Genomic DNA, 26,466 nt, shown 5'->3' on the forward strand with positions numbered 1-26,466 from the left:
GTGGAAGACGACCACGTGGATAGGCTGGATGTGCAAGCGCGGTAACGCGCTGAGCTGACCAGTACTAATCGCTCGATCGGCTTGATCGCTCTCATGATCCGTGTCCGGATCACACCAACACCACACACACGATGAAGACGCGCGAACCAGCCACCCGGCTGCCACTCGCCAAACATGCTTGCCGAAACGAACGTGCTTGGCCGGTCTGGTGGTCAGAGCGGGGTGATCAGAACCCGATCCCATCTCGAACTCGGCCGTTAACCGCCCCAGCGCCCATGGTACTGTGTCTCAAGACACGGGAGAGTCGGTCACCGCCAGACCTGCCAAGCACGTCATACATTCCCTCGTCACGATCGAAACCACGAAGCCCGCCTGGCTCACGCCTGGCGGGCTTCGTCGCGTTCGGGCCCCCTCCCCTCACGGCGTTCCCCGCTCCATCGCCGCTCCCGCCCGCCGAAGCGTCTCGTCGAACGGGTTCAGCCGCGCCGAAATCCCCACCGCCTCCCGTCGCAGCATGCCGGCGATGGCCTCGCGGCGTTCGCCGGCGAGGCGGTCGACTGTGCTGCCGACGCTGAGCGCCGCCACCGCCCGGCCCTCCGCGTCGAGGATCGGTACGCCGAGTCCGGCCATGCCGGGGATCAGGCCCGAGGCCGCGGCGCAGTAGCCGAGCGCACGCGTACGGGCGATCTCGGTATGCAGGAACGCCTCGTCCAGGCTCGTCGCCTCGCGGATGCGGGGCAGGTTGTAGCGGATCACCGCCTCCTGCTCGTCGGCCGGCAGATGGGCCAGGATCGCCATCGAGCCCTGGCCGAGGCCGAGCATCACCCGGCCGCCGATATCGCCGGTGAAGGAGCGGATCGGCAACGGGCCGGCGGTGCGGTCGATGCAAACGGCGTCGTAGCCGCTGCGCACTAGGAGGAAAACCGTCTCGCCGAGGGCGCCGGTGAGACGCAGCAGCGCCAGACGGGCAAGGTCGCGCAAGCCCAGCGGATTGCCGGCCTTGGCGGCGAGCCGAAACAGCTCGAGGCCGAGCCGGTAGGTCTTGGTGGCCGGGTCGAGGTCGACCAGTTCCTCGGCGACGAGCGCCCGCAACAGGCGCAGGGCCGTCGGCGCCGGCAGGCCGGTCGCCTCGGCGAGCGCTGTCAGTCGCGCACCTCCGGTACCCGCCTCGCCGAGATGGCGCAGCAACCCGGCGATCCGCGCGGGTCCCGATCGCTCCGCGGATTTCGCTTCGGCCGGCTCGAGCATGGTTTTGGTGTCCGAATTTTCGTTCAATGAAATTACGCCGGCAAAATCGTTCGCCCATCGAAATAGCTGTTGCCTGGGTCATGGCAACGATCAATCCTCCGCATCGAGGCCGGCGCGGGAGATGTCTTCGATGCGGCGATCACCGAACGGGCAGGGCCGGAATGCTTGAGCCGGCGGGACGCATCGCCATGGTGTCGGGCGCGTCGCGTGGAATCGGCCGGGCGGTGGCCGAGCGCCTCGCCCAGGCGGGCTACCGGATCAGCGCCGGCCTGCGCGATCCGTGCCGCGCTCCCGCCGGGTGGTACGCCTGCCGCTACGAGGCCGAGGAGGCCGGCGGCGCGCAAGCCTGGACCGCCGCGACCGTGGCGGAATTCGGCCGGGTCGACGTGCTGGTGAACGCCGCGGGCATCAACCCGATGGCCCGCTTCCTCGATCCGGACGAGACGGCGTTCGACGCGCTCATGGCCGTCAACGTGAAGGCGCCGATGCGGGTGATCCGGGCTGCCTGGCCGCACCTCGTGGCCTCGGGGACCGGCCGGATCGTCAACATCGCCTCGCTCTCGGGCAAGCGCGTGCGCAACGACAATGCCGGTTACGCCATGGCGAAGGCCGCGCTGGTGAGCCTCACCCAGGCGATACGGCGCGAGGGCTGGGAGCACGGCATCCGGGCGACCGCGCTCTGCCCCGGTTTCGTCGAGACCGACATGACGGCTCACGTTACCAAGCAGCCGCGCGAGTTGATGACGCGGCCGGCCGACGTCGCCGCGGTGGTCGAGACGCTGGTGCGCCTGCCAAATACCGCGAGCGTCGCCGAATTGCTGCTCAACTGCCGGCACGAGGACATGCTGTGACCGGGCTGTTCCAGCGCCTCGCGCCGCGGCCGGGCCCGGCCATTCCCTTCACGATCGACGGCGTGCCGGCGCAGGCGCAGGCCGGCGACCTGCTGATCGGCGCGATCCTGCTGCATCGCCGCGCGTTGCGCCGGTTCGAGTTCGGGCCGGGCGAGCGGGCCGGCTGGTGCCTGATGGGCGCCTGCCAGGATTGCTGGGTCGGGCTGGCGGATGGCCGGCGGGTGCGGGCCTGCACCACGCTGGTCGAGCCCGGCATGGCGGTGGTCACGGGAGGCGTCGGTGGCTGATCCGGTCGTCGCGATCATCGGCGCCGGGCCGGCGGGCCTGCGCGCCGCCCAGGTCCTCGCCGAGGCCGGCTCGCGGCCGCTCCTCGTCGACGAGGGGCATCGCGCCGGCGGCCAGATCTATCGCCGGCCGCCCCCCGGCGCCGAGCGGCCGGCCGCCGCGCTCTACGGGTTCGAGGCCCGCCGGGCGCAGGCCCTGCACGACCTCGCCGACGCACTGGCACCGCGAATCGACTATCGCCCGGGGACGACGGTGTGGGGGATCGCGAAGCGCGAACCCGCCGGATTCGACCTCGACTGCCTGGGGCCGGAGGGGCACGGCCGGATCGTGGCCGACCGGCTGGTGCTCGCCACCGGCGCCATGGACCGCACCCTGCCCTTTCCGGGCTGGACCCTGCCGGGCGTGTTCACCCTCGGGGCGGCGCAGATCGCCCTCAAGGCGCAGGGCATGGCGATCGGCCGGCGCGTCGCCCTCGTGGGCGCCGGGCCGCTCCTGCCGCTCGTCGCGCACCAATACGCCAAGGCCGGGGCGACGCTGGCGGCGGTGCTCGACGTCACCACGCTCGCCGCGAAGGTGCGGGCGGCCCCCCGCCTAGCGGCGGTGCCGGCCACCCTGGCCAAGGGGGTGTGGTACACCGTGGCGGGCGCGGTGCGGGGCACGCCCGTGCGCTCCGGCGTGCGGGGGGTGGCGGTCGAGGGCGAAGGCCAAGTCGAGGCGCTGGTCTGGGAGGATTCCCGCGGCCGGCAGCACCGGGTCGCCTGCGATGCGGTCGGCGCGTCGTTCGGCCTGCGCAGCGAGGCGCAAGCCGCCGACCTCGCCGGGTGCCGCTTCGCGTTCGAGCCGGTGACGCGGCAATGGCAGCCGGAGCGCTCGCCCGAGGGCCGGTCGTCGCATCCGCACGTCTATCTCGCCGGCGACGGCAGCGGCATCGGCGGGGCGGATGTCGCCGAGCTGCAGGGCGAGCGCACGGCGCTGGCGCTGCTCGCCGATCTCGGCCGGCCCCGGGACGCTGCCCGCGAAGCCCGGCTCGACCGGCGTCTTTCGCGGCAAGCGGAGTTTCGCGCCGCGCTGGAGGCGGCCTATCCCTACCCGCACCACCTCGTGGACCGGATCGGCGACGAGGATATCGTTTGCCGCTGCGAGGGCATCACCGCGGGCGCCGTGCGGCGGGCCGCGACCGAGCGGGATGCCCGCGAGATGAACCGGCTCAAGGCGCTCACCCGGACCGGGATGGGCCGCTGCCAGGGCCGGGTCTGCGGCCACGCCGCCGCGGAGATCCTGGCGCGCACGCTGGACGAGCCGGTCGAGACGGTCGGGCGCCTGCGCGGGCAGGCGCCGATCAAGCCGATCCCGCTGCGGGAGCCGGTCTGATGGAGCGCCTCACCGTCGATGTCGCGATCATCGGAGGCGGTACCGCGGCTTGCGCCGCCGCCGTCGCCCTGCGCGAGGCCGGCCTCACCGTGGCGCTGCTGGAAAAGCGCCTCTGCGGCGCCGGCGCCAGCGGGGTGAATTTCGGCGGCGTGCGCCAGCAGGGCCGCGACTTCTCGGAGTTGCCCCTGTCGCGGCGCGCCCGGGTGCTGTGGGACGGCCTGAACGCCAAGCTCGGCGAGGATGTCGAGTTCGAGGCCACGGGGCATATCAAGCTCGCCCGGTCCGAGGCCGACATGGCGGTGCTCGAGGCGTATGCCCGCGATGCGGCCGGACACGGGCTCGCTCTCCAGCTCCTCGGCGCGAACGCCCTTCGCGCCGAGATGCCCTGGCTCGGCCCTGCGGTCGTCGGCGCCTCGCTGTCGCCGACCGACGGGCAGGCCAACCCGCGGGTGGTGGGGCCGGCCTTCGCGCGGCTCGCCCGGCGGCTGGGCGCCGAGCTGCGCGAACATGCACCGGTGCACCATGCGGCCCATGACGGGTCCGGCTTCACGGTCGAGGCCGCGGGGGTGACGGTGAGAAGCCGCAGCCTCGTCAACGCTGCCGGCGCCTATGGCGGCACGGTGGCGGCGTGGTTCGGCGAGACGGCGCCGGTCGCGCCGCTCAGCCCCAACATGGTGGTGACCGAGCCGGTGGCTCCCCTCGTCACCCGGTCGATCGGAGTCGTGGGCGGCGACGTCTACGTGCGCCAGACCCGGCGCGGCAACGTGGTGCTGGGCGGCGGGCGCGGCACGGCGGACGTCGCCGACGGCCTCGCCCGGCCGGTCTCGGCGACCTCGCTCGGCGCGATGGAAAAGACCCTGGCGCTGATCCCGGACCTCGCCCACGCCCAGGTCATCCGCAGCTGGAGCGGCCTCGACGGCGAGATGCCGGACCACATCCCGGTCATCGGGCCGTCCGGTACCACGCCCGGCCTGGTTCATGCTTTCGGCTTCTCCGGCCACGGCTTTCAGCTCGGTCCGGTCGTCGGCGAGATCCTGGCGGAACTCGTGACGCAGGGCCGCTCCGCCTCTCCTCTCCATCCGTTCCGGATCGAACGCTTCGCCGATTGGCGTGGGCCGTACCGGTCGGACGGGGAGATCGAGCACTGACGAGACAAGAACCACCCAGGGGGATCACCACGATGAGACGCTTCCTCTTCGCCGCGGCCACCCTCGCCCTGCTTGGCCCCGCGCCGGCCCTGGCACAGGCGCCGGCGGGCAAGGTTTTGACCATCGGCATGGCGGCGGCCGATATCAGCCAGCTCGATCCGTTCCGGGCGACCAGCACCCAGGACAAGCCGGTCGTGTCCTGGATCTTCAACGGCCTGGTGCGCTTCAAGCCGGGCTCGACCAGCCTCGAGACCCTGGAACCCGACCTCGCCGAATCCTGGACGCGCTCGGAGGACGGCCGGACCTGGACCTTCGCCTTGCGCAAGGGCGTGAAGTTCCACGGTGGCTACGGCGAGCTGACCGCCGACGACGTGGTGTTCTCGCTGAAGCGCGCCGCCGACCCGAAGACCTCGTCCTTCGCGACGGATTACGCCGCCTTCGACACGATCGAGGCGCTCGATCCCCAGACGGTCAAGATCACCCTCAAGCATCCGGTGCCGTCGCTGCTCGGGCTCGTCGCGAACTATCACGGCGGCAACGTCTTGAGCCGCAAGGCGGTCGAGGCCCTGGGCAACGATTTCCGCCTCAAGCCGATCGGCACCGGGCCCTTCGCCTTCGCCGAGTACAAGCCGAACGAGAGCGTGAGGCTGACCGCCAACTCGGACTACTTCCGCGGCAAGCCGAAGCTCGGCGGCATCCTCTACCGGCTGATCCCGGCCGATGCCGCCCGCGACCTCGCCTTCACCTCGAGCGAGCTCGACGTCGTCTACGGCCGCCAGGACCAGCGCTGGGCCGAGCGGTTCGGCCGCGAATCCGACGTCTCGGTCGACATCGTGCGGCCGGCGGAGCTCGCGCTGCTCCACCTCAACATCAGCCACAAGCCGCTGGACGACGTACGGGTGCGCCGCGCCGTCGCCCACGCAATCAGCCAAGCGCAGATCGTCCAGTTCAAGGGCGCCAGCGTCACCGAACCGGCGGTGTCGATCATTCCGAAGGGCTATCTCGGCACCGACGACAAGGCGCCGCTGCCGCCTTACGATCCCGCCAAGGCCAAGGCGCTGCTGGCCGAGGCCGGGCACCCGAACGGCATCACCATCACGGCGGTGCAGACCAGCCTGCCGACCATGCTGACCGCGATGCAGATCGTGCAGGGCCAGCTCAAGAAGGCCGGGATCGAGCTGAAGCTCGACGTGGTCGACCACCAGACCTACCACGCCCAGATCCGCAAGGACCTGTCGGACGTCGTCTACTACGCCGCCGCGCGCTTCCCCGTCGCCGACACCTACCTGACCCAGTTCTTCGATTCGGCCTCGACGGTCGCCACGCCCACCGCCGTGACGAACTTCTCGCATTGCAACGCCGCCGATGCCGAGATCCGGGCGGCGCGGACCGAGCCGGATCCGGAGAAGCAGAAGGCGTTGTGGAAGACGGCGCAGGCCAAGATCATCGAGCAGGTCTGTGCCGTGCCGCTCTCGGAAGGCCTGCAGGTCTGGGCGCACAAGAAGACGGTCGATTACGGGTATGATTTCAAGGGCGCGATCCATCTCGGGCCGGTGATCACCGAGATGACGGACAAGAAGTAAGCCTTTCTAAGCGCACGACTTGTCCACTTTTCACGGCAGGGCGTGCGCATCCCCTTCCCACCTGTGCGGGGGAGGGTGCCCGGCTGCGAGTGCGAAGCACTCGTGCGCCGGGCGGGAGAGGGGCAGCGCGACGCTGATCCAAGGGGCGTCCGTCATGACGCGCGCGACTTCTCCGGAAGCGTGGTTCCCCTCTCCCGCCCCACTCCGTGGGGCACCCTCCCCCGCAGAGGGGGAGGGAGAAGCCCGCGCCTGATCCTGCAGCGTGATCACCTCCAACCCCCCGGCCCGCCCCATGCTCCAGTTCATCCTCAAGCGCCTCCTCCTGGCGATCCCGACGCTGGTGGCGGTGCTGACCGTGGTGTTCGTCCTCGTGCGGGTGGTCCCGGGCGATCCGACCATCGTGATCCTCGGCGATCAGGCGAGCGAATCCGCCCGGGCCGACCTGCGGGGCAAGCTCGGCCTCGATAAGCCGATCGTGGTGCAATACCTCGCCTTCATGGGCCAGATCGCCACCGGTGATATCGGCCGCTCGCTCACCACCAACCGGCCGGTGCTGGAGGACGTGGCCCACGTCCTGCCCTACACGATCGAGCTGACGCTCGCGGCGGTGGCCATCGGGGTCGGGGTCGGCGTGCCGCTCGGCGTCGTGGCGGCGCGACGGCGCGACGGGTTCGCCGACTGGCTCGCCCGCATCGTGTCGCTCGCCGGCGTGTCCTTTCCGGCCTTCGTCTCCGGCATCCTGCTGCTGATCGCCTTCGCGGTGCAGCTGCGCTGGTTCCCGGTGATCTCGACCCCGCGCACCGGCGGGATCCTCGACCGGCTCGGCGCGCTGGTGCTGCCGGCGCTCAATCTCGGGCTCCTGATGGTCGCCTACGTCACCCGGGTCACCCGCTCGGGCATGCTGAAGGCGCTCGGCGAGGATTACGTCCGCACCGCCCGCGCCAAGGGGATGCCGGCCCGGATCGTGGTCTGGCGCCACGCCCTGCGCAACGTGCTGGTACCGGTCGTCACCGTGGTCGGGCTCTATCTCGGCGTGCTGATTGGCAACGCGGTACTGACCGAGATCGTGTTCAACCGCCCCGGCCTCGGCAAGCTGATCGTGACCGCGCTGACGCAGCGCGACTACAGCCTGCTACAGGGCCTGATGGTCGTCTCCGCCTTCGCCATCGTGGTCGCCAACGTGCTCACCGACATCGCCTACGGCCTCGTCGATCCGCGGGTCTCGGCCCAATGAGCGCGGTCGCCGCCTCCGCCGCCCCGAGCGCCTGGCGCCGGGCCACCCGCTCCCCGGGTCTGATGATCGGGGTCGTGACGGTGCTCGTCGTCGTGGCGCTGGCGCTCCTCGCCCCCTGGATCGCGCCGTACGATCCCAACGAGCAGGACCCGGTGGCGGCTTTGATGGGCCCGTCCGCCGAGCACTGGTTCGGAACCGACTTCTTCGGCCGCGACGTGCTCTCGCGGGTGATCTGGGGCGCCCGGATCTCGCTCTCGGTCGGCTTCGTCGCCACCGCCATCGGCGTGGTCGTCGGCACGGTGATCGGGGTGGTCGCCGGCTATTACGGCGGCTGGATCGACCGGCTCATCACCGCGGCCACCGACGTGATGTTGAGCTTCCCGCAGCTCATCATGGGGCTGATGCTGGTGGCGGTGCTGGGGCCGAGCCTCGGCAACCTGATCCTCGCCATCGCGGTCACCGCCATCCCGGCCTTCATCCGCATCGCGCGGGGCTCGACGCTCGCCATGCGCCAGCGCGACTTCGTCGATGCCTGTCGGGCGCTCGGCTATTCCGACATCCGCATCATGTTCGGCCACATCCTGCCCAACATCCTCGACGAGGTGGTGGTGCTGGCCTCGCTCTGGCTCGCCACCGCAATCCGCACCGAATCGACCCTCGCCTTCATCGGGCTGGGCGTGCCGCCACCCACTGCCACCTGGGGCAGCATCGTGCGCGAGGGCTTCGACAACCTGCTGGACGCGCCCTGGCTGTCGATCTTCCCGAGCCTCGCCATCCTGGCGGTGATGATCGGCCTCAACCTGATCGGCGACGGCCTGCGCGACGCCACCGACCCGCGGGGGGCACCATGACAACCCCTTCAATGACGCCGATGGATCAGTTGCGGGTGGACGGTCTGACGACCCAGATCCGCGTCGGCGGCACCTGGCACGACGCGGTGCGCGAGGTGTCGTTCTCAGTCTCCGGCGGGGAGACCCTGGCCCTCGTCGGCGAATCGGGCTGCGGCAAGAGCCTCACCGCCCTCTCGATCATGGGGCTGCTCGCCCCCAAGGTCGGCCGTGTCGCGGCGGGCTCCATCATGGTCGACGGCACCGACATGCGGGCCGCCACCGAGAGCCAGCGCGAGGCGATGCGCGGCGACCGCCTGGCGATGATCTTTCAGGAGCCGATGACCTCGCTCAACCCGGTCCTGACGATCGGCTTCCAGATCGCCGAGGCCCTGCGGCGCCATCGCGGCCTGTCGAAGGCCGCGGCGCGCGAGAAGGCGATCGCCCTCCTCGAGCGGGTGCGGGTGCCCTCGGCGGCCGAGCGGATCGACGCCTACCCGCACCAGTTCTCCGGCGGCATGCGCCAGCGGGTGATGATCGCCATGGCGCTGGCCTGCTCGCCCCGCGTGCTCATCGCCGACGAGCCGACGACGGCGCTCGACGTCACCATCCAGGCGCAGGTGCTGGCCCTGCTCGCCGAGATCCAGCGCCGCGAGGGGCTGGCGGTGCTGCTGATCACCCACAATCTCGGCGTCGTCGCCTCGGTCGCCGACCGGGTGATGGTGATGTATGGCGGCGACGTGGTCGAGAGCGCGCCGGTGCGCGCCTTCTTCGCCCGGCCGACCCACCCCTACGCGGAGGGCCTGCTACGGGCGATGCCGCGGGTCGACCGGGTGCAGGAGTTGGCGGCGATCCCCGGCACGGTGCCGACCCTGCCGGAGATGCCGGAGGGCTGCCGCTTCCAGGGCCGCTGCCCCCTGGCGGAGGAGCGCTGCCGCGAGCGTCCGCCGCTCGTGCCGCTGACGGGGGCGCCGGACCACGCGGTGCGCTGCTGGGTGAGGTCCGCATGAGCATGACACCCTCGCCCCTGCTCGAGGTCACCGACCTCTCGAAGACCTTCACGATCCGGCGCGGCTTCCCGGTCGCCAGGACCAGCCTGGTGCGGGCGCTGGACCGGGTGTCGTTCACCGTCGGGCGGGCCGAGGCCCTCGGCATCGTCGGCGAGTCGGGCTGCGGCAAGTCCACCACCGCCCGGGTGGCGCTGCGGCTCGCCGAGGCCGATGGCGGCTCCGTCCGCTTCGACGGGCAGGACGTGCTCGCCGCGCCGGCGGGCGCGATGCGGCGCCTGCGGCAGCGCATGCAGATCGTCTTCCAGGATCCCGCCTCCTCCCTCGATCCGCGCCAGCGCATCGGCGAGGCCTTGGGCGAACCCCTGCAGGTCCACGGCCTCGCCCGCGGGGCGGAGCTGAAGGAGCGCGTCGCCGGGCTGCTGGCCGAGGTCGGGCTGCCCGGGAATGCGGGCGCCCGCTTCCCGCACGAATTCTCCGGCGGCCAGCGCCAGCGCATCGGCATCGCCCGGGCCCTGGCGCTCGGGCCCGACCTGATCTTCGCCGACGAGCCGGTTTCGGCCCTCGACGTCTCGGTCCAGGCGCAGATCCTGCGGCTGCTCGACTCGCTGCGGCAGGCCCGCAACCTCGCCTTCGTGTTCATCTCGCACGACCTCGGCGTGGTTCGGCATTTCTGCCAGCGGGTCAGCGTGATGTATCTCGGCCGTGTGGTGGAGACCGGCCCCGTGGGCCCGCTGTTCGAGGAGCCGCTGCACCCCTACACCCAGCTCCTCAAGGCCTCCTCGCCGGTGCCGGACCCGGAGCGGCCGGTGGCGATGAGCTTCCAGGAGGGCGAGCCGCCCTCGCCGCTGAACCCCCCGAGGGGCTGCCACTTCCATCCCCGCTGCCCACGCGCCTTCGACCGCTGCCGCGCCGAGGCGCCTCCCTTGCGCGAGGCCGCGCCCGGCCGCGCCGTGGCCTGCCACCTCTACGGCGACGCGGGCCCCGCGCTCTCTGCGTAGACGTCCCGCCCGAGACACCAGGGCGCTATCCCCATCGGGCCGCGATGCTCTAGCTTCCCCAGTGGCGAATATGCGCCGGACGTAAGGGGGATCGGAGACGATGAGGACGTTTGGGGTGATGGCGGTCATCGGATTGGGCCTGATCGGCGCGGTGGGGACCGCCTCGGCCCAGTCCTGGGGTCCCGACTACGGCTCGCGCGACCGCGACTACCGGGATCGCGAGTATCGCAGCCGCGACGGCGATTACCGCGACCGCGACTATCGGGACCGCCGCGACGATTATGGCCGACGGGACGACTACCGCAGCCGCGACCGCGACTACGGCTATCGCGAGCGGGACCGCGACCGGGATTTCGGTGCGCGCGACCGGGACCGCGGGTCGCGGGACAACGGCGCCGCCGCCTTCAACGAGCGCGAGTACCTGCGCTGCAACCCGGACGTCGCCCGCGCCGTGCTCGCCGGCAAGATGGAGTCGGGCTACAAGCACTTCCGGGTCCACGGTTTCCGCGAGGGCCGCAAGCTGAGTTGCTGAGCCGAGGGGCGACGCCCCGTTCATCTGACGGCCCCTTTCAGCCGGGGCGATCGACGCCGGAGCCTCCATGCTCCGGCGTCGCCGTTTGGCGGGCCTGCCGGCACCGGTCGCTTCGTCCGCCGCCGCGGGACCCGGGCCAGATTCCCGACGTTCTGCCAGCGATCACGACTCGCCCGGGATGCGAGTCGATCGGTCGACCCACAGTCGAAAGGCGGACGAGCGCATGGCAACGAAGCAGAAGACCTTGCAGGATGCGTTCTACGAGACCCTGAAGGACGTGTATTATGCCGAGCGGCAGTCGGTCCGAGCACTGAAGAAGGCAGCCAAGTCGGCGCAAGCCGAGGAGCTGCGGCAGGCCTTCGAGACCCACGCCGAGGAGAGCGCGACGCAGGTCGAGCGGCTCCAGGAGATCTTCGACATCCTCGGCAAGCCGGCCCGCGGCAAGACCTGCGAGGCGATGCAGGGACTGACGAGCGAGATGGAGGAGGATCTCGAGGATTTCGGCGACGGCCCGGCCGCCGATGCGGTGCTGGCGGCGTCCGCCCAGGCCCTCGAACACTACGAAATCGCCCGCTACGGCACCCTCAAGACCTGGGCGAGCCAGCTCGGCCTCGACGACGCCGCCCGGCTGCTCGACGAGACGCTGCAGGAGGAGAAGAGGACCGACGCGCTGCTGACCGAGATCGCCGAGCGCATCAACGTCGAGGGCGAGGAAGGCGACGAGGACGAACCGGCCCGGGAGGCGCCCGGGACGAGATCGTCCGCCAAGGGGCGGTCGGGCAAGGCGGCCTGACCTCACGTCCAAGGAGGACGGCGCCCGGCTCAAGCAGGCCGGGCGCCGCGAAGGTCTTGCGAGACGGGTGACCGCCGTCAGGCGGCCGCCGCCTTGCGCAGGGGCTCCAGGGCCGCGAACATCCGGGCCGGGGTCGCCGGCATGTCCATGTCGCGCAGACCCACGCTGCGGTCGAGGGCGTCGACCACCGCGTTCATCACCGCCGGGCAGGAACCGATGCTGCCCGCCTCGCCCGCGCCCTTGATGCCCATCGGATTGGTGGTCGAGGGCACGTTCTTCGTCTCGAAGTGGAAGAACGGGACGTCGCCGGCCCGCGGCATGGCGTAGTCCATGAAGCTCGCGGTCAGGAGCTGGCCTTCCGCGTCGTAGACCGTGCGCTCGTGGAGCGCCTGGCCGATGCCCTGGACCACGCCGCCATGGACCTGGCCGGCGAGCAGCAACGGGTTCACCACGATGCCGAAATCGTCGCAGATGGTGTAGCGCACCACCTCGGTGATCCCGGTCTCGGGATCGATCTCGACCTCGGCGACGTGGGTGCCGTTGGGGTAGGTCGCGCTCGGCGGCACGAAGTCGCCCTGGCCGGTCAGCGACGCCTCGCTGGCCTTCGGCAGGCTGGCGAGCGCCGCGAAGTCGATCGACTTGTCGGTGCCGGCGACCCGCACGGCGCCCTCAGCGATCTCGAGATCCTGGACACCCGCCTCCAGCTCCTCTGAGGCGAGTTCCTTGAGCTTGCCGGCGAGGTTCTGCGACGCCGCGCCGACCGAGATGCCGCCGACGGGAATCGAGCGCGAGCCGCCGGTGCCGGCACCCGTCGCCACCTTGTCGGTGTCGCCCTGCACCACCCGGATCCGTTCCAGCGGCAGGTCGAGATGCTCGGCGGCGAACTGGGCGTAGGCGGTGGCGTGGCCCTGCCCGTTCGACTGGGTGCCGACATAGACGGTAGCGCCGCCGTCCTTGTCGAGGGTGATCTTGACGTCCTCGCCCTCGCCCCAGGCGGTGCACTCGATGTAGGTGGCGAGCCCGATGCCGCGCACCAGCCCCTTGGCCCGGGACTCCGCGGCGCGGGCCTCGAAGCCGTTCCAGTCGGCCGCCTCGACGGCGCGGCCCATATGGGCGGCGAAGTCGCCGGTGTCGTAGGTGCGGTCGCCGATCGGCGTGGTGTAGGGCATCGCGCTCGGCGGGATGAAGTTGCGCCGGCGGATCTCGGCCGGCGAGATTCCGGTCTCCCGCGCCGCCCGGTCGACCAGGCGCTCGATCAGGTAGGCCGCCTCCGGCCGCCCGGCGCCGCGATAGGCATCGACCGGCACGGTGTTGGTGTAGACGCCGCGCACCCGGACGAACACCGCCGGGGTCTTGTAGACGCCGGTCAGCATCGTGGCGCCGAGATACGGGATGTAGGGCCCGTATTGCGACAGGTAGGCGCCGAGATCGCCGATGACGTCGAAGCGCATGGCGAGGAAGGTGCCGTCGGCATCGAGCGCGACCTCGCCGACCGAGAGGTTGTCGCGGCCCTGCGTGCAGGCGACGAAGTGCTCGCCGCGCTCCGACACCCACTTCACCGGCCTGTCCAGCCGGCGCGCGGCCTCGGCCGCAAGGGGATATTCGCGGTAGGTGAAGGTCTTGGTGCCGAAGCCACCGCCGACATCGCCGGTGACGACGCGGATCTGGTCCTTCGTCACCCCGAGCACGCCCGTCAGGGTCTTGCGCAGGCCGTGCACGCCCTGGCTCGGGATGGTGAGGGTGAAGCGCTTCGCGCCCGAATCGTACTCGGCGACGACGCTGCGGGTCTCCATGTAGTTGGTGACCAGGCGCTGGTTCTCGACCTCGACCTTCACCACCTTGGCGGCCTTGGCGAAGGCGGCGTCCACCGGCGCCTTGTCGCCCATAGTCGAGTCGAACGAGACGTTGTCGGGCTGCTCGTCCCACACGGCGTTCGCGCCGCCCGCGATGGCGCCCCGGATGCCGACGACGGCCGGCCGCACCTCGTAGTCGATGCCGATCGCCTCGACGGCGTCGCGGGCCTGGATCAGCGTGTCGGCGACCACGAAGGCGACGGCGTCTCCGATATGCTTCACGCTGCCCTTGGCCAGCAGCGGGATGTTGGCGACGTGGTTCTGGCTGCCGTCGCCGTTCGGCAGCGGCGCCTGGCACTTGATGTCGCCGAGGCCGGCGACGTCCTCGGCGGTCAGCACGAGGTGCACGCCGGGCATCGCCCGGGCGGCCTCGACGTCGGTGATGGTGAAGGTGGCGTGGGCGTGCGGGCTGCGCAGGAGCGCCGCGTGCAGGCAGCCCTCGGGCGCGTGGTCGTCGCCGTAATTGCCCTCGCCGGTGATCAGCCGACGGTCCTCGACCCGGCGCAGCGGCTGGCCGAGGCCGAACTTGGTCACTGTCATGTGAACCTCGCGATGCGATGCTGGAACGTGAACGGAGCGCGAGCGCGGAGAGCCGGCGGACGGGCCGGCAAGGCCCGTGAGCCGGGCGCGCGGAGTCGCGTGATCGGGGACAGGCGATGACGGCAGGCGCCCGGCGCGACGGCGCGGTAGACCGGGCGGAACGGGAGCGACGGGGCTCCGGTCACGGATCCTGCCATGCGGCGACTTTCCTCCCCCCTGGACCGGCCGATCATGCGAACCGGTCCTTATGGGGAGACCCTAGCACGCGGAATCCGGGGCGTCAGCGGCGCTGCCGCCGCGCCTCACCACATCGCGATCGAGTTGCGGCGATCGAATTTCATCCGATCGTCTGTCCGGCCGGTCGTCCGTCGGGGGCGCCTCAGCGCCCGGCGCCGCCGGCCACCAGCGTCAGTCGCGGGCGGCGCTCCAGGATCGACGCGACCTTGCGCTCGAGGTCCTCGCCGCGGAACGGCTTTTGCACCACCCGGTCGTCGCCGCCGACATCGACCTGCGACAGGGCGGTGTGATCGGCGTAGCCGGTGACGAACAGGATCTGGATCGCCGGCCAGCGGCTGCGGATCACGGTCGCGACCTCGACGCCGTTCATCCCCGGCATCGCGAAGTCGAGCACCGCGAGGTCGACCGCGGCGTCGGCTTCCAGCGCCTGGATCGCCGCGAGGCCCGAGCCCGCCTCGCGGACGGCGTAGCCGGCCTCGGCGAGGCGGGTCGTGGTGATGTCGCGCACCGCGCTGTCGTCGTCGACGACCAGCACCACCCGCTTGTCGCTGGCGTCGCGGGACAGCGAGGCGTCGGCGCGGGCCGGGTGCAACTCGTGCTGGGCGGCCTCGCCGGCCGCCCGCGGCAGGTAGACCCGGACCGAGGTCCCCTCGCCCACCCGGGTGTCGATGCGCACGCCGCCGCCCGACTGCTTGGCGAACCCGTAGACCTGGGCGAGCCCCAGGCCCGAGCCCTTGCCGACCTCCTTGGTGGTGAAGAACGGTTCGAACACCCGCGACAGCACCTCGGCCGGGATGCCGGTTCCGGTGTCGCTCACCGCCACCATGGCGTACTCGCCGGGATTCGGCTCCTCGACCCGGGCCGGCGGGGAGGCCAGCCGCACGTTCGCGGTCTCGATCGTCAGGCAGCCGCCGACCGCCATCGCGTCGCGGGCGTTGATGGCGAGGTTGAGGATGATCAGCTCGATCTGCGTCGCGTCGACGAGGGCCGGCCAGAGGTCGGGCTGCAGCGTCATCTCGATGCGGCTGGAGCCGCCCATCGAGCTCTGCAGGAGGTCGCGCATCGAGGCGACGGTGCGGTTGAGCTGCACCGGCACCGGTTCGAGCTTCTGACGCCGCGAGAAGGCGAGGAGCTGGGCGGTGAGCCGGGCGCCGCGCTCGGCCGCGCCCCGCATCATCTCGAGGCGCCGCCGCGAGCGGTCGTCGAAGACCGCGCGTTCGAGGAACTCGATGTTGCCGGCGATCACCGTGAGCAGGTTGTTGAAGTCGTGGGCGACGCCGCTGGTGAGCTGGCCGACCGCCTCGAGACGCTGGGCCTGGCGCAACGCGTCCTCGATCCGCTCGCGCTCGGCGATCTGGTGCTGGAGCGCGGCGTTGGCCTCGGCGAGTTCCCGCGTCCGCTCGGCGACGCGCTGCTCCAGGGATTCGTTGAGGTCGCGCAGGGCCTGCTCGGCCTGGCGGCGCAGGACGTGGGCGCGGGCCTCCGAGAGGGCGCGCAGGATGACCCGCGGCAGCCGGTCGAGGCGCTGCTTGGTCACGTAGTCGGTGGCGCCGTGCTTCAGCGCCTCGACCGCCACGTCCTCGCCGAGGGTGCCGGAGACGAAGACGAAGGGAATCTCCGGGCAGTGCGCCCGGGCCATGGCGAGCGCGCTCATGCCGTCGAAGGCCGGCAGCACGTAGTCGGCCAGGATGATGTCGTGGCGGCCCGCCGCCGTCGCCGCCGCGAAGGCGTCGCGGCTGATCACCCGGTCGAGGGCGACGGCGAGGTCGGCATCCTCCAGGACGGCGCCGAGCAGCTCGGCGTCGAGGTCGCTGTCCTCGAGGAGCAGGATCCGCAGGGGGGCCGCGCCGTCCTCCGGCGCCCGCGCCTCAACCACCGGAGATCCAGTCCGCCCGGTGCGGCGGCGGCTCGTTGAGCACGGCCCAGAACACCCCGAGGTCCTGGATCGCCTCGAAGAACTCCTTGAAGCCGACGGGCTTCACCACGAAGGCGTTCACCCCGAGCTGGTAGGAGCGCACGAGGTCGCTCTCCTCGCGCGAGGAGGTCAGCATCACGATCGGGATCGCCCGGGTCCGGGGATCGCCCTTGACCGCCGCCAGCACCTCGAGCCCGTCGACCTTCGGCAGCTTGAGGTCGAGGAGCACCACCGCGGGGTCCTGGACCGGCCGGTCGGCATGCGGTCCCTGCCGGCGCAGGAATTCCAGCGCTTCGGCCCCGTCGCGGCAGATGACGATCTTGTTCGCCAGCTGGCTCTTTTCCAGGGCCGCCAGCGTCAGCTCGATGTCGTTGGGATTGTCCTCCACGAGGAGGATCGGCTTGAGGTCGGCCATGGATCGTCTCTAGCGGATGGGGAGCGTGAAATGGAAGGTCGCGCCCTGGCCGAGGACGCCCTCGGCCCGGACCTGTCCACCGTGACGCTCGACGATGCGGCGGACATTGGCCAGCCCGATGCCCGTTCCCTCGAAATCCTCGACCCGGTGCAGGCGCTGGAACACGCCGAACAGCTTGTTGACGTAGGCCATGTCGAAGCCGACCCCGTTGTCGCGGACGTAGAACACCGCCTCGCCGTCGCGGTCCGCCTCGCGCCCGACCTCGATCACCGCCTCGGCCCGCCCGCGGGTGTACTTGACCGCGTTGGAGAGCAGGTTCTCGATCACGAGCCGCATCATCACCGGATCGGCCTGGGCGCGGCCGAGCGCGCCGACCTGCCAGCGGATCGCCCGTTCGAGCGGGATGTCGCGGATCATCCGCCGGCGCACGTCCTCGACGAGCTGGTTCATGTCGCAGGGGATGCGGTTGAGGGCGTTGCGGCCCATCTGCGAGAAGGTCAGCAGGTTGTCGACGAGGGTGCCGGCCGAGAACGCCGCCTCGATGATCGTGTCGACGTAGCGCCGCCCGCGCTCCGAGAATTTCTCGCCCTCCCGCGAGCGCAGGAGCTCGGCATAGCCGACGATGTGGCGGAACGGCGCCCTGAGGTCATGGCTGACCGAGTAGGAGAACGCCTCCAGCTCCTTGTTCGAGCGCTGCAGCTCCTCGGTCAGGGAGGCCAGTTCCTCGGCCCGGCGCAGCACGATGCCGAGCACCGCGGCGCGCAGGTCCTTGGCGGTGTCGATCTCCGGCACCGTCCAGGACAGGGAGCGGCCCTGCACCGTCTCCTTCCAGGTCTCGAAGGATTTGCGCGGGTGCAGCCGGTCGGGCCCGCCGGCCGGGTCCTTGGTGGCGGCCTTCGTCGGATCGCCGCCCCAGCGCACGGTCTGGACCACCTCGGGCCGGAACCACAGCACGTAGCTCGCGTACTTCTCCGAGATCGAGATGGCGAGGAGCCCGCTCGCGGTGTCGGCGATGGTCTTGGCCGGCGGATACTCCTCCGACAGGGCGTCGGTGGCGTGGACCGCCTCGCCGGCATGCTCGGACGAGAGCCACTCGTAGACGCCCCGCACCTGCCGCTCGCTGGGCGTGCGGCCGATGAGGTGGCAGCGCTGGTCGGTGACGATCGCCGCGCCCCCGGCATCGGTGAGGGCGAGCACGTCCTCGGGGTGCTTCAGGAAGCCTTCGACGAAGTTCTCCTCCTCGGCCATGAAGGCGAGCAGGCGGGCCTGGATCGCGCCGAGCGCCAGGCGCTGCTCGGCGAGCGCGCCGCGCTCCTTGGCGGCGAGCTGGAGCGCGAAGGTCTGGGTGAGGATGTCGCAGGCGTTGCGGGTCTGGAGCGGGACCCGCCGCGGCCCCTTGTTGTGGCAGGAGATCAGGCCCCAGAGCGCGCCCTCGACCAGGATCGAGATCGACATCGACGCCATGGTGCCCATGTTGCGCATGTACTCGACGTGGACCGGCGAGACGCTGCGAAGGACGGACTGGCTGAGATCGAGGGGCGCCCCGGTCGAGGGGGTCAGGGCCGGGACGATCGGCACCGGGTCGTAGGCGGCGTCCGGAATGATGCGCAGGCGGTTGCGGCGGTAGAGCTCGCGCGCCTGGGCCGGGATGTCGGAGGCGGGAAACCGCAGGTCGAGGTAGGAGGGCAGCACGCCGTTGCCGTCCTCGGCCACCACGGTGCCGTGCCAGTCGCGGTCGAACCGGTAGACCAGGGCGCGGTCGAACCCGGTGAGCTGGCGGATGTCGGCGGCGAGCAGCCCGCACAGGTCCGCGACGCTCGACGCGCCGTGCAGCGCCTCGATGAAGGCGCGCAGCCGCGGATAGAGCGTGTCGAGGCTGCCGGCGGCGAGGCCCTCCCCGGCGCTCTCCTCGAACTCGAGCACCGTCAGGTCGCCGGAGCGGTGGGCGGCGAGGTCGTAGGCCGTGAGGCCCGTCCCGGTCTCCAGGACGAGGGTCCCGAGATAGGTCGCGCCGTCGCGCCCGAGCTGCGCCGTCAGGGCCTCGACGGTCGTCTCGCCCAGCTCCGGCAGCGCCTCGCGCAGGGGCAGGCCATGGACCCGGTCGGCGGGGCGCCCGGGAAGGTCGGGCAGGTTGGCGCTCGCCTGGACGACGCGCAGGTCCGGTCCTTCGAGCGCCAGCAGGAAACCGTGCGGCTGCAACGTCCCGAGGATGTGGATCGGTTCCCGGTCGCAGGCCGTGAGTTCCGCCGGTTTCACAGACCGCATCGCCACCATCACCTCGTCATACCGACGATACTCACGCTGCCGGCACCCGGACCTTAAGGGAAGCGGCCGATTCTCACCAGTGCGGCTCACCGGCCCGGTGGTCCCGGTTCGCCCCGGCCCTATCGCGCGCGACGGCGGATCCGTATCACGGTCCTGAGCGGATCTCGCCGAAGCGGTGACCGGTTCGGCGCCGAAAGTCTGCGACAAGACAAGGATCTAAGCAGACTTGCGTTGGCCTGCCGACGCAAGTCTGCTCAGAGCGGTGCTCATGCACCCGGCGGAGACGGCGATGCCCGACGACCTGCCCACCCCGGGCCTCCTCAACCGCCTCGACCTCAAGACGCTGCGGCTGTTCGCGGCGATCTGCGAGGAGGGCACGCTCAACGGCGCGGCGCGGGCGGCCGCGATCGCGCCCTCGGCGGTCAGCAAGCGCCTCGCCGAGCTGGAGCAGGCCCTCGGCTGCACCCTGCTCACCCGCGAGCCGCGGGGCATGCGCCCGACGCCTGCGGGCGAGACCCTGCTCCACCACACCCGCCGCATGCTGGCGAGCGCCGACCAGATCGCCCTCGAGCTGGCCGAGCACGCCAAGGGGCTGCGCGGCATCGTCCGGATGCTCGCCAACCTCTCGGCCATCGTGCAGTTCCTGCCCGAGGACCTGCGCGCCTTCCAGGCCCGGCAGGGTGCGATCAGGATCGACCTCGAGGAGCGGCCGAGCGGCGGGGTGATCCGCGGCGTCGCCGAGGGGGCGGCCGAGATCGGGATCTGCTCGAGCAGCGTCGCCGCCCTCGGCCTGCGCAGCACCCTCTACCGGCGCGACCGGCTGGTGCTGGTGATGCCGGCCGGGCACCCGCTGGCTGGGCGCACGGGCATCGCCTTCGCGGAGGCGCTCGGCTACGACTTCATCGGCCTGCACGCCCAGAGCTCGATCTACGACAGCGTCCGGGCCGAGGCGCAGCGCATCGGCCGGCCCCTGCGCCTGCGGGTCCACGTGCCGGGCTTCGACGCGGTCTGCCGCATGGTCCAGGCCGATATGGGCCTCGGCGTGGTGCCCGAACGGGTCTTTCGCCTGATCGGCGGGGCGATGCAGCTCGGGGCGGTGCCGCTCACCGACCCCTGGGCCGACCGCGAGCTGATCGTCGTGACGCGCCCCGGCACGCTGTCGCCGGCCGCCGGCCTGATGGTCGCGCATCTGGCGCAGCAGGGCGCCGGGTGACCTAAGCAGACTTGTGTTAGCAGGCCAACACTTTGCCCGCTTAGGTTCTTGTTTCGTCGCAGATTTTTGCCGACGAACCGGTATCCACTTCGGCGAAATCTGCTTAGAGCATTCTTCGACGAAGCGGATACCGGTTCGTCTCAGAAAATGCGGCAAAAAAAATACTTATAGAGCTTGGCGATTGCCAGGCCACGGTACACGACACTGGCCCTGGCCGGACTCCGCGGCTCATCGTCGGCCAACCCCTTTCCCGGACGACTCAAGCCGCGAAGCGTCCGTGCGTCTGCGACGGTGAAAGATGAAGAGCCGCTTCGCGGCACGTCTTCCGCTGGATCCCGGATCTCCTTCCGCTGACGCTGCAGTCGTCCGGGAAAGGGGGCGAACCTTCTCGGAAAGCCCCCGGACGGCCGCCACATTCTCAGTGTCGTGTACCCTGTTGCCAGGCAATCGTGACGTGCTCTCGGGGGCGTTCTCCGCCGGAGAACGGTCGCTCGCGAGATGCGGTTGGATCGCTCCCGCGTTCCTCGACTATAGCAGGTGCAAACACACCGATAGGGAGACGACGCCATGAGTGGTCCGCTCGCGGGCATCCGCGTCCTGGAACTCGGCCAGCTGATCGCCGCGCCCTTCGCCACCCGGTTGATGGCGGAGTTCGGCGCCGAGGTGATCAAGGTCGAGCCCCCCGGCGAGGGCGATCCCCTGCGCAAGTGGCGCAAGATGCACGAGGGCACCTCGCTCTGGTGGTACCTGCAGTCGCGCAACAAGAAGTCGATCGCCGTCAACCTGAAGTCCCCGGACGGCCTCGCCATCGTCAAGCAGCTGGCGCAGAGCGCCGACGTCGTGGTCGAGAACTTTCGCCCCGGCGGCCTGGAGAAGCTGGGCCTCGGCTGGGACGCGCTGTCGGCCCTGAACCCGAACCTCGTGATGGTCCGCATCTCCGGCTACGGCCAGACCGGGCCCTACCGCGACCGGCCCGGGTTCGGCGCCATCGGCGAGTCGATGGGCGGCATCCGCTTCACCACCGGCGATCCGAGCACCCCGCCCGCCCGCGTCGGCGTCAGCATCGGCGACACGCTCGCCTCGCTCCACGGCGTCATCGGCGCGCTGATGGCGCTCCTGCGGGTCAAGACCGGCCAGGGCGCCGGCCAGGTCATCGACGTCTCGCTCGTCGAGAGCGTGTTCAACGTCATGGAGAGCCTGGTTCCGGAATACGACCTCCTGGGCGAGGTCCGCACCCGCACCGGCGGGGCGCTGCCGGGCATCACGCCGTCGAACACCTATCCGAGCCAGGATGGCGGCTTCGTGGTGATCGCCGGCAACAGCGACCCGATCTTCCGCCGCCTGATGACGGCGATCGGCCGTCCCGACCTCGCCGAGGACCCGAGCCTGCAGAACAACGAAGGGCGCTCGAAGAAGGCCGCGATGCTCGATGCCGTCCTCGCCGACTGGACCCGGGGTCGCACGGTGACGGACGCGCTCGCGGTGCTCGACGCCGCCGAGGTGCCGGCCGGTCGCATCTACTCGGTCGCCGACATCGTCGCCGACCCGCATTACAACGCCCGCGACATGATCCTGGAGGCCGACCTGCCCGGCGACACCCGGGTGAAGATGCCCGGCATCGTGCCCAAGCTCTCCGAGACCCCGGGCAGCGTGCGCTGGCAGGGCCCGGCGCTCGGCGCCCACACCGATTCGGTTCTCTCGGAGCTCGGCTTCGACGAGGCCGGCATCGCTTCCTTGCGCCGGAAGGGAGCCGTCGCGTGAGCGGGATCGTCATCCAGGAGGTCGCGACCCGCGACGGGTTCCAGATCGAGCCGGCCTTCGTGCCGACCGCCGACAAGATCCGGCTGATCGACGCGCTCTCGGCGGCGGGCTTCACCCGCATCGAGGTCTCGTCCTTCGTCTCGCCGAAGGCGGTGCCGGCGCTCGCCGACGCCGCCGAGGTCTTTTCGGGGATCACCCGCCGGCCCGGGACGACCTACGTCGCGCTGGTGCCGAACCCGAAGGGCGCCGAGCGGGCGCTCGCCGCGCGCGCCGACGAGATCAACCTCGTCGCCTCGGTGAGCGAGACCCACAACCGCGCCAATATGGGCATGACGCCCGACGCCTCGATCCGGGGCTTTGCCGCGATCATGGAAACGGTGCGGGGACAGGTCGGCGTCAACGCCACCGCGGCGACCGCCTTCGGCTGCCCGTTCGAGGGCATCGAGCCCGAGGACAAGGTAGTGGCGCAGGTCGAGCGCTATCTGGCGCTCGGCGTCGACGGCATCACGCTCGCCGACACGACCGGCATGGCCAATCCGCGCCAGGTCGCCCGCCTCGTCGCCCGGGTCCTGCCTCTCGTCGGGGCTGATCGCCTTACGCTGCACTTCCACAACACCCGCGGCTGCGGCCTCGCCAACGTGCTCGCCGCCTATGAGGCGGGCGCGCGCCGGTTCGACGCGGCGCTCGGAGGCCTCGGCGGCTGCCCGTTCGCGCCGGGCGCCACCGGCAACATCTGCACCGAGGACCTGGCGAGCATGGCCGAGGAGATGGGGCTGGCGACCGGCCTCGACCTCGACGCCCTGCTGTCCCTCTCCCGCGATCTCCCCCGCCTCGTCGGTCACGACGTGCCGGGCCAGGTCGCCAAGGCCGGCCGGCCGCTCGACCTGCATCCGGCCCCGCCGCCCAGGGCGGCCTGACACCGCCGCCGGGAGCTGCCCGGGAAGAAGGCGGCCTCGGCGCTCCGTTCATCGAACCGAAGATCCTGCCACGCCCGCGCTCCGGGCGAAGGCGCCCCCATGCCCGGAGGAAACCCCATGGCCCTCGCCGCCGCCGGCCCGCTCGCCGGCACCGCCGCCCTCACCGAGGCGAACGTCGTCCGCAAGGTCGCCTGGCGGCTGATGCCGCTGATCATGATCTGCTACCTGTTCGCGTTCTTCGACCGCATCAACATCAGCTTCGCCAAGTTCCAGCTCCAGAGCGACCTCGGCTTCAGCAACGTCGCCTACGGCCTCGGCGCGAGCATGTTCGTGGTCGGCTACGTGATCTTCGAGGTGCCCTCGAACCTCGCCCTCTACCGGGTCGGCGCGCGGCGCTGGATCGCCCGGATCATGATCTCGTGGGGCATCGCCACCGCGCTGATGATCTTCATCCGCACCGAATGGCACTTCTACGTCCTGCGCTTCCTGATCGGCGCGATGGAGGCCGGCTTCGCCCCCGGCATCCTCTACTATCTCACGCTCTGGTTCCCGGCGTCGTTCCGCGGCCGCGTCACCTCGTTCATGTTCGTCGCTTCGGCCTTCGCCGGCATCGTCGGCGCGCCGGTCGCCGGGCTGATCCTCGGCGGCCTCAACGGCGTCGGGGGTCTCGCCGGCTGGCAGTGGCTCTTCCTCGCCGGCGGCCTGCCCTGCCTGATCCTCGGCGTCCTGGTGCTCACTCGCCTCGACGACCGGATCGGCGACGCGCGCTGGCTCTCGGCCGAGGAGAAGGAGCTCCTCTCCTCGCGCATCGCCCACCACAACCGGGATATCGGCGATCACTCGCTCTGGGGTGCGGTCAAGCAGCCGGGCTTCCTGCTCATCGCCTTCGTCTATTTCCTGCTCCAGGTCGGCTCCTACGGCCTGAACTTCTGGGGCCCGGACCTGATCAAGACCGCGAGCGGGGGCAATGCCGCCTCCGTCGGCTTCCTCACGGCGATCCCCTACATCTGCGGCGCGGTCAGCATGATCGTGATCGGCCGCCTGTCGGACGCCTCGGGCGAGCGGCCGAAATTCGTCGCCGGGCTCGCGGTCGCGGCGGCCCTCGGCTTCTTCCTCGCCGGCCTGTTCGATCGGGAGATCGTGCCCCTCATGATCGCGCTCGCGCTGCTCGGCTCCGGCATCGTCGCATCGATTCCGGCCTTCTGGACGCTGCCGGCGAAGCTCGTCACCGGCGTCGGCGCGGCGGGCGGCATCGCGCTCATCAACACGCTGGGGCAGTTCGGCGGCATCGTCAGCCCGGTGATGGTCGGCTGGGTCAAGGACCTCACCGGCTCCACCACCCCGGCGCTCTACGGCATCGGCTGCCTCTGCCTCGTCGCCGCCGGCCTCCTTCTCTTCGCGATGCCCGAGAGCCTGCGCCGCAACGACCGCTCCGCCTGAGCATGGGTGGCGCGGACGCCATGACAGATCCCATCGAGGCCGGCCCGTTCCGTCGCTACGACGCGATCGTCGTCGGGGCCGGGTTCTCCGGCCTGTACCAGCTGCACCTGCTGCGCGACCGGCTCGGCCTGTCGGTCCGGGTGCTGGAGGCGGCCGAGGGCATCGGCGGCACCTGGTACTGGAACCGCTATCCGGGCGCGCGCTGCGATTCCGAGAGCTATTACTACTCCTACTCGTTCTCCCGTGAGCTCGAGGACGAGTGGGACTGGACCGAGCGCTACCCCGAGCACGGCGAGATCCGCCGATACCTCGACCATGTCGCCGACCGATTCTCCTTACGGCGCGACATTCAGCTGAATACCCGCGTCGCCGGTGCGACCTACGACGAGGCGGCCAATCGCTGGACGATCGTCACGGAGTCCGGCGAGCGCTTCGAGGCGCAGTTCCTGATCACCGCCGTCGGCTGCCTGTCGAGCGCCAACGTGCCGGCGATCCCCGGCCGCGCGAGCTTTTCGGGCGCTTGGTACCATACCGGGCGCTGGCCGCACGAGGGCGTCGACTTCTCGGGCAAGCGCGTCGGGCTGATCGGCACCGGCTCGACCGGCATCCAGGCCACGCCCGTCATCGCCGCCGAGGCCGCCCATCTCACGGTCTTTCAGCGCACCGCCAATTACAGCGTGCCGGCCCGCAACGGTCCGATGGACGCCGCATTCAAGACCTGGGTGCGCGAGAATTCGTCGGAGCTGCGCGCCAAGGCCCGCGCCGCGCCGAACGGGCACCCGTTCGACTTCTCCGACCGCTCGGCGCTGGCCGTCTCGCCCCAGGAGCGGCAGGCGACCTACGAGGCGGCCTGGGAGCGGGGTGGCCTGCGCTTCCGCGCTGCCTTCCGGGACATCATGCTCGACCCCGATGCGAACGAGACCGCCTCGGCATTCATCCGGGGCAAGATCCGCAGCATCGTCCACGATCCGGTGGTGGCGGAGACCCTGACGCCGCGCGACCACCTCTTCGCCACCAAGCGTCCGCCGATCGACACGCACTATTTCGAGACCTTCAACCGGCCGAACGTCGGGCTCGTCGATCTGAAAAAGACGCCGATTGCCGCGATCGTGTCGGAGGGCGTGCGCACCTCGGACGCCACCTACCCGCTCGACGTGATCGTCTTCGCCACCGGATTCGACGCCCTGACCGGTCCCCTCCTCGCCCTCGACATCCGCGGACGCGATGGGCTCGCGCTCAAGGATGTCTGGGCAGCGGGCCCGACGAGCTATCTCGGCCTGCAGGTACCGGGCTTCCCGAACCTGTTCACGATGACCGGCCCGGGCAGTCCGTCGGTCCTCACCAACATGCCGGTGGCGATCGAGCAGCACGCCGAGTGGATCGCCGACTGCATCGCGCATCTGCGCGATCGCGGGCTCGACCGGATCGAGGCGACGCCGGACGCGGCGGAATCCTGGGGCGCGGAAGTGAACCGGGCGGCCTCCGCGACCCTGCTGCCGATGGCGAGCAGCTCGTGGTACCTGGGCGCCAACGTGCCGGGCAAGCCGCGGGTGTTCATGCCCTATGCCGGCGGCATGGCGCATTACCGCGGCATCTGCGAGGGCGTCGCGGCGCGAGGCTACGATGGTTTCGCCCTTCGCTGAGGTCCCCTCCCCCGCCGGAACCTCTGGCGGGACGCCAGGCGCCAAATCCCGCTCGAACGATAGCTGGTCTTGGCAATTCCGACGCAAGAAAGCCCGCCGGCTTTGGCCGACGGGCTTTTCTCTGTTTGATTTGGTTGCGGGGACAGGATTTGAACCTGTGACCTTCAGGTTATGAGCCTGACGAGCTACCGGGCTGCTCCACCCCGCGCCAAGGCGCGATCCGGATCGTGTCGAGGGAATGTGAACGTGCTTGGCAGGTCTGGCGGTGACCGACTCTCCCGTGTCTTGAGACACAGTACCATGGGCGCTGGGGCGGTTAACGGCCGAGTTCGAGATGGGATCGGGTTCTGATCACCCCGCTCTGACCACCAGACCGGCCAAGCACGT

21 protein-coding genes, 1 tRNA gene and 3 rRNA genes are annotated in these 26,466 nt (G+C 70.8%); 18 read left to right on the forward strand and 7 right to left on the reverse strand.

Annotated elements, in window-relative coordinates:
- Both BMX97_RS31060 and rrf (BMX97_RS31065) read left to right on the forward strand, forming a co-directional pair.
- Positions 1–89: ribosomal RNA gene (locus BMX97_RS31060) — 23S ribosomal RNA — on the forward strand; the annotation flags it as partial.
- Positions 90–204: 115 nt separating this feature from the next.
- Positions 205–320, forward strand: a 5S ribosomal RNA gene (gene rrf, locus BMX97_RS31065).
- 97 nt (positions 321–417) lie between these two features.
- On the opposite strand, the gene BMX97_RS31070 is transcribed toward rrf (BMX97_RS31065), so the two are convergent.
- Entirely contained in the window at positions 418–1,248 is an 831-nt protein-coding gene (locus BMX97_RS31070; RefSeq protein WP_091754973.1) for an IclR family transcriptional regulator, read from the reverse strand.
- 161 nt (positions 1,249–1,409) lie between these two features.
- On the opposite strand from BMX97_RS31070, the gene BMX97_RS31075 reads away from it, so the two are divergent.
- The 11 genes from BMX97_RS31075 (at position 1,410) to BMX97_RS31125 (ending at position 11,880) form a co-directional block, all read left to right on the forward strand.
- Entirely contained in the window at positions 1,410–2,099 is a 690-nt protein-coding gene (locus BMX97_RS31075; RefSeq protein WP_091754974.1) for an SDR family NAD(P)-dependent oxidoreductase, read from the forward strand.
- Complete coding sequence (locus BMX97_RS31080; protein ID WP_091754975.1) at positions 2,096–2,386, forward strand: (2Fe-2S)-binding protein; 291 nt, start codon at positions 2,096–2,098, stop codon at positions 2,384–2,386. The genes BMX97_RS31075 and BMX97_RS31080 overlap by 4 nt, the downstream gene beginning before the upstream one ends.
- Positions 2,379–3,755 carry an FAD/NAD(P)-dependent oxidoreductase gene (locus BMX97_RS31085; protein ID WP_244538746.1) on the forward strand — a complete coding sequence of 459 codons (1,377 nt, stop codon included), beginning with the start codon at positions 2,379–2,381 and terminating at the stop codon, positions 3,753–3,755. Before BMX97_RS31080 ends, BMX97_RS31085 begins: the two co-directional genes overlap by 8 nt.
- The gene (locus tag BMX97_RS31090) at positions 3,755–4,903 is read left to right on the forward strand and encodes an NAD(P)/FAD-dependent oxidoreductase (RefSeq protein WP_091754977.1); all 1,149 of its coding nucleotides are present in this window, start codon (positions 3,755–3,757) and stop codon (positions 4,901–4,903) included. Before BMX97_RS31085 ends, BMX97_RS31090 begins: the two co-directional genes overlap by 1 nt.
- A 32-nt stretch (positions 4,904–4,935) precedes the next feature.
- Positions 4,936–6,486 carry an ABC transporter substrate-binding protein gene (locus BMX97_RS31095; RefSeq protein WP_091754978.1) on the forward strand — a complete coding sequence of 517 codons (1,551 nt, stop codon included), beginning with the start codon at positions 4,936–4,938 and terminating at the stop codon, positions 6,484–6,486.
- Positions 6,487–6,778: 292 nt separating this feature from the next.
- Entirely contained in the window at positions 6,779–7,720 is a 942-nt protein-coding gene (locus BMX97_RS31100; RefSeq protein ID WP_091754979.1) for an ABC transporter permease, read from the forward strand.
- Complete coding sequence (locus BMX97_RS31105) at positions 7,717–8,571, forward strand: ABC transporter permease (RefSeq protein ID WP_091754980.1); 855 nt, start codon at positions 7,717–7,719, stop codon at positions 8,569–8,571. The genes BMX97_RS31100 and BMX97_RS31105 overlap by 4 nt, the downstream gene beginning before the upstream one ends.
- A gap of 11 nt (positions 8,572–8,582) precedes the next feature.
- A complete protein-coding gene (locus tag BMX97_RS31110) occupies positions 8,583–9,557 on the forward strand; it encodes an ABC transporter ATP-binding protein (RefSeq protein ID WP_210187700.1) in 975 nt (324 codons plus the stop codon).
- Entirely contained in the window at positions 9,554–10,555 is a 1,002-nt protein-coding gene (locus BMX97_RS31115) for an ABC transporter ATP-binding protein (protein ID WP_091754981.1), read from the forward strand. Before BMX97_RS31110 ends, BMX97_RS31115 begins: the two co-directional genes overlap by 4 nt.
- A gap of 100 nt (positions 10,556–10,655) precedes the next feature.
- Positions 10,656–11,087, forward strand: a complete 432-nt coding sequence (locus BMX97_RS31120; protein WP_091754982.1) for a hypothetical protein — start codon at positions 10,656–10,658, stop codon at positions 11,085–11,087.
- 223 nt (positions 11,088–11,310) lie between these two features.
- Positions 11,311–11,880 (forward strand): YciE/YciF ferroxidase family protein, encoded by a 570-nt coding sequence (locus BMX97_RS31125; RefSeq protein ID WP_091754983.1) that lies wholly within the window; start codon positions 11,311–11,313, stop codon positions 11,878–11,880.
- A gap of 77 nt (positions 11,881–11,957) precedes the next feature.
- On the opposite strand, the gene BMX97_RS31130 is transcribed toward BMX97_RS31125, so the two are convergent.
- From BMX97_RS31130 to BMX97_RS31145, 4 genes are all read right to left on the reverse strand, one after another.
- The gene (locus BMX97_RS31130; RefSeq protein WP_091754984.1) at positions 11,958–14,273 is read right to left on the reverse strand and encodes a xanthine dehydrogenase family protein molybdopterin-binding subunit; all 2,316 of its coding nucleotides are present in this window, start codon (positions 14,271–14,273) and stop codon (positions 11,958–11,960) included.
- 379 nt (positions 14,274–14,652) lie between these two features.
- The gene (locus BMX97_RS31135; protein WP_091754985.1) at positions 14,653–16,386 is read right to left on the reverse strand and encodes a response regulator; all 1,734 of its coding nucleotides are present in this window, start codon (positions 16,384–16,386) and stop codon (positions 14,653–14,655) included.
- Entirely contained in the window at positions 16,379–16,840 is a 462-nt protein-coding gene (locus BMX97_RS31140) for a response regulator (protein ID WP_091754986.1), read from the reverse strand. Before BMX97_RS31140 ends, BMX97_RS31135 begins: the two co-directional genes overlap by 8 nt.
- Positions 16,841–16,849: 9 nt before the next feature.
- Positions 16,850–19,105 (reverse strand): ATP-binding protein, encoded by a 2,256-nt coding sequence (locus BMX97_RS31145; protein ID WP_210187701.1) that lies wholly within the window; start codon positions 19,103–19,105, stop codon positions 16,850–16,852.
- A gap of 289 nt (positions 19,106–19,394) precedes the next feature.
- Here BMX97_RS31145 and BMX97_RS31150 point away from each other — a divergent pair, with 289 nt between their 5' ends.
- The 5 genes from BMX97_RS31150 to BMX97_RS31170 all read left to right on the forward strand — a co-directional run bounded on the left by BMX97_RS31150 (position 19,395) and on the right by BMX97_RS31170 (position 26,079).
- Positions 19,395–20,318, forward strand: a complete 924-nt coding sequence (locus tag BMX97_RS31150) for a LysR family transcriptional regulator (protein ID WP_091754988.1) — start codon at positions 19,395–19,397, stop codon at positions 20,316–20,318.
- A 567-nt stretch (positions 20,319–20,885) separates the two neighbouring features.
- On the forward strand, positions 20,886–22,079 hold the full coding sequence (locus tag BMX97_RS31155; RefSeq protein WP_091754989.1) for a CaiB/BaiF CoA transferase family protein: 1,194 nt from the start codon (positions 20,886–20,888) through the stop codon (positions 22,077–22,079).
- Positions 22,076–22,996, forward strand: a complete 921-nt coding sequence (locus BMX97_RS31160) for a hydroxymethylglutaryl-CoA lyase (RefSeq protein ID WP_091754990.1) — start codon at positions 22,076–22,078, stop codon at positions 22,994–22,996. The genes BMX97_RS31155 and BMX97_RS31160 overlap by 4 nt, the downstream gene beginning before the upstream one ends.
- A 117-nt stretch (positions 22,997–23,113) precedes the next feature.
- Positions 23,114–24,436: an MFS transporter gene (locus BMX97_RS31165; RefSeq protein ID WP_091754991.1), complete on the forward strand. Its 1,323-nt coding sequence runs from the start codon at positions 23,114–23,116 to the stop codon at positions 24,434–24,436.
- Between the two features lie 20 nt (positions 24,437–24,456).
- Positions 24,457–26,079 (forward strand): flavin-containing monooxygenase, encoded by a 1,623-nt coding sequence (locus tag BMX97_RS31170; RefSeq protein WP_091754993.1) that lies wholly within the window; start codon positions 24,457–24,459, stop codon positions 26,077–26,079.
- 131 nt (positions 26,080–26,210) lie between these two features.
- Here BMX97_RS31170 and BMX97_RS31175 read toward each other — a convergent pair.
- Both BMX97_RS31175 and rrf (BMX97_RS31180) read right to left on the reverse strand, forming a co-directional pair.
- Positions 26,211–26,287: transfer RNA gene (locus tag BMX97_RS31175), tRNA-Met, on the reverse strand.
- 49 nt (positions 26,288–26,336) lie between these two features.
- Positions 26,337–26,452 (reverse strand): 5S ribosomal RNA (gene rrf / locus BMX97_RS31180).
- Between the last annotated feature and the right edge of the window lie 14 nt (positions 26,453–26,466).

It is taken from the genome of Methylobacterium sp. ap11 (assembly GCF_900110515.1).
GTDB lineage: Bacteria > Pseudomonadota > Alphaproteobacteria > Rhizobiales > Beijerinckiaceae > Methylobacterium > Methylobacterium ajmalii.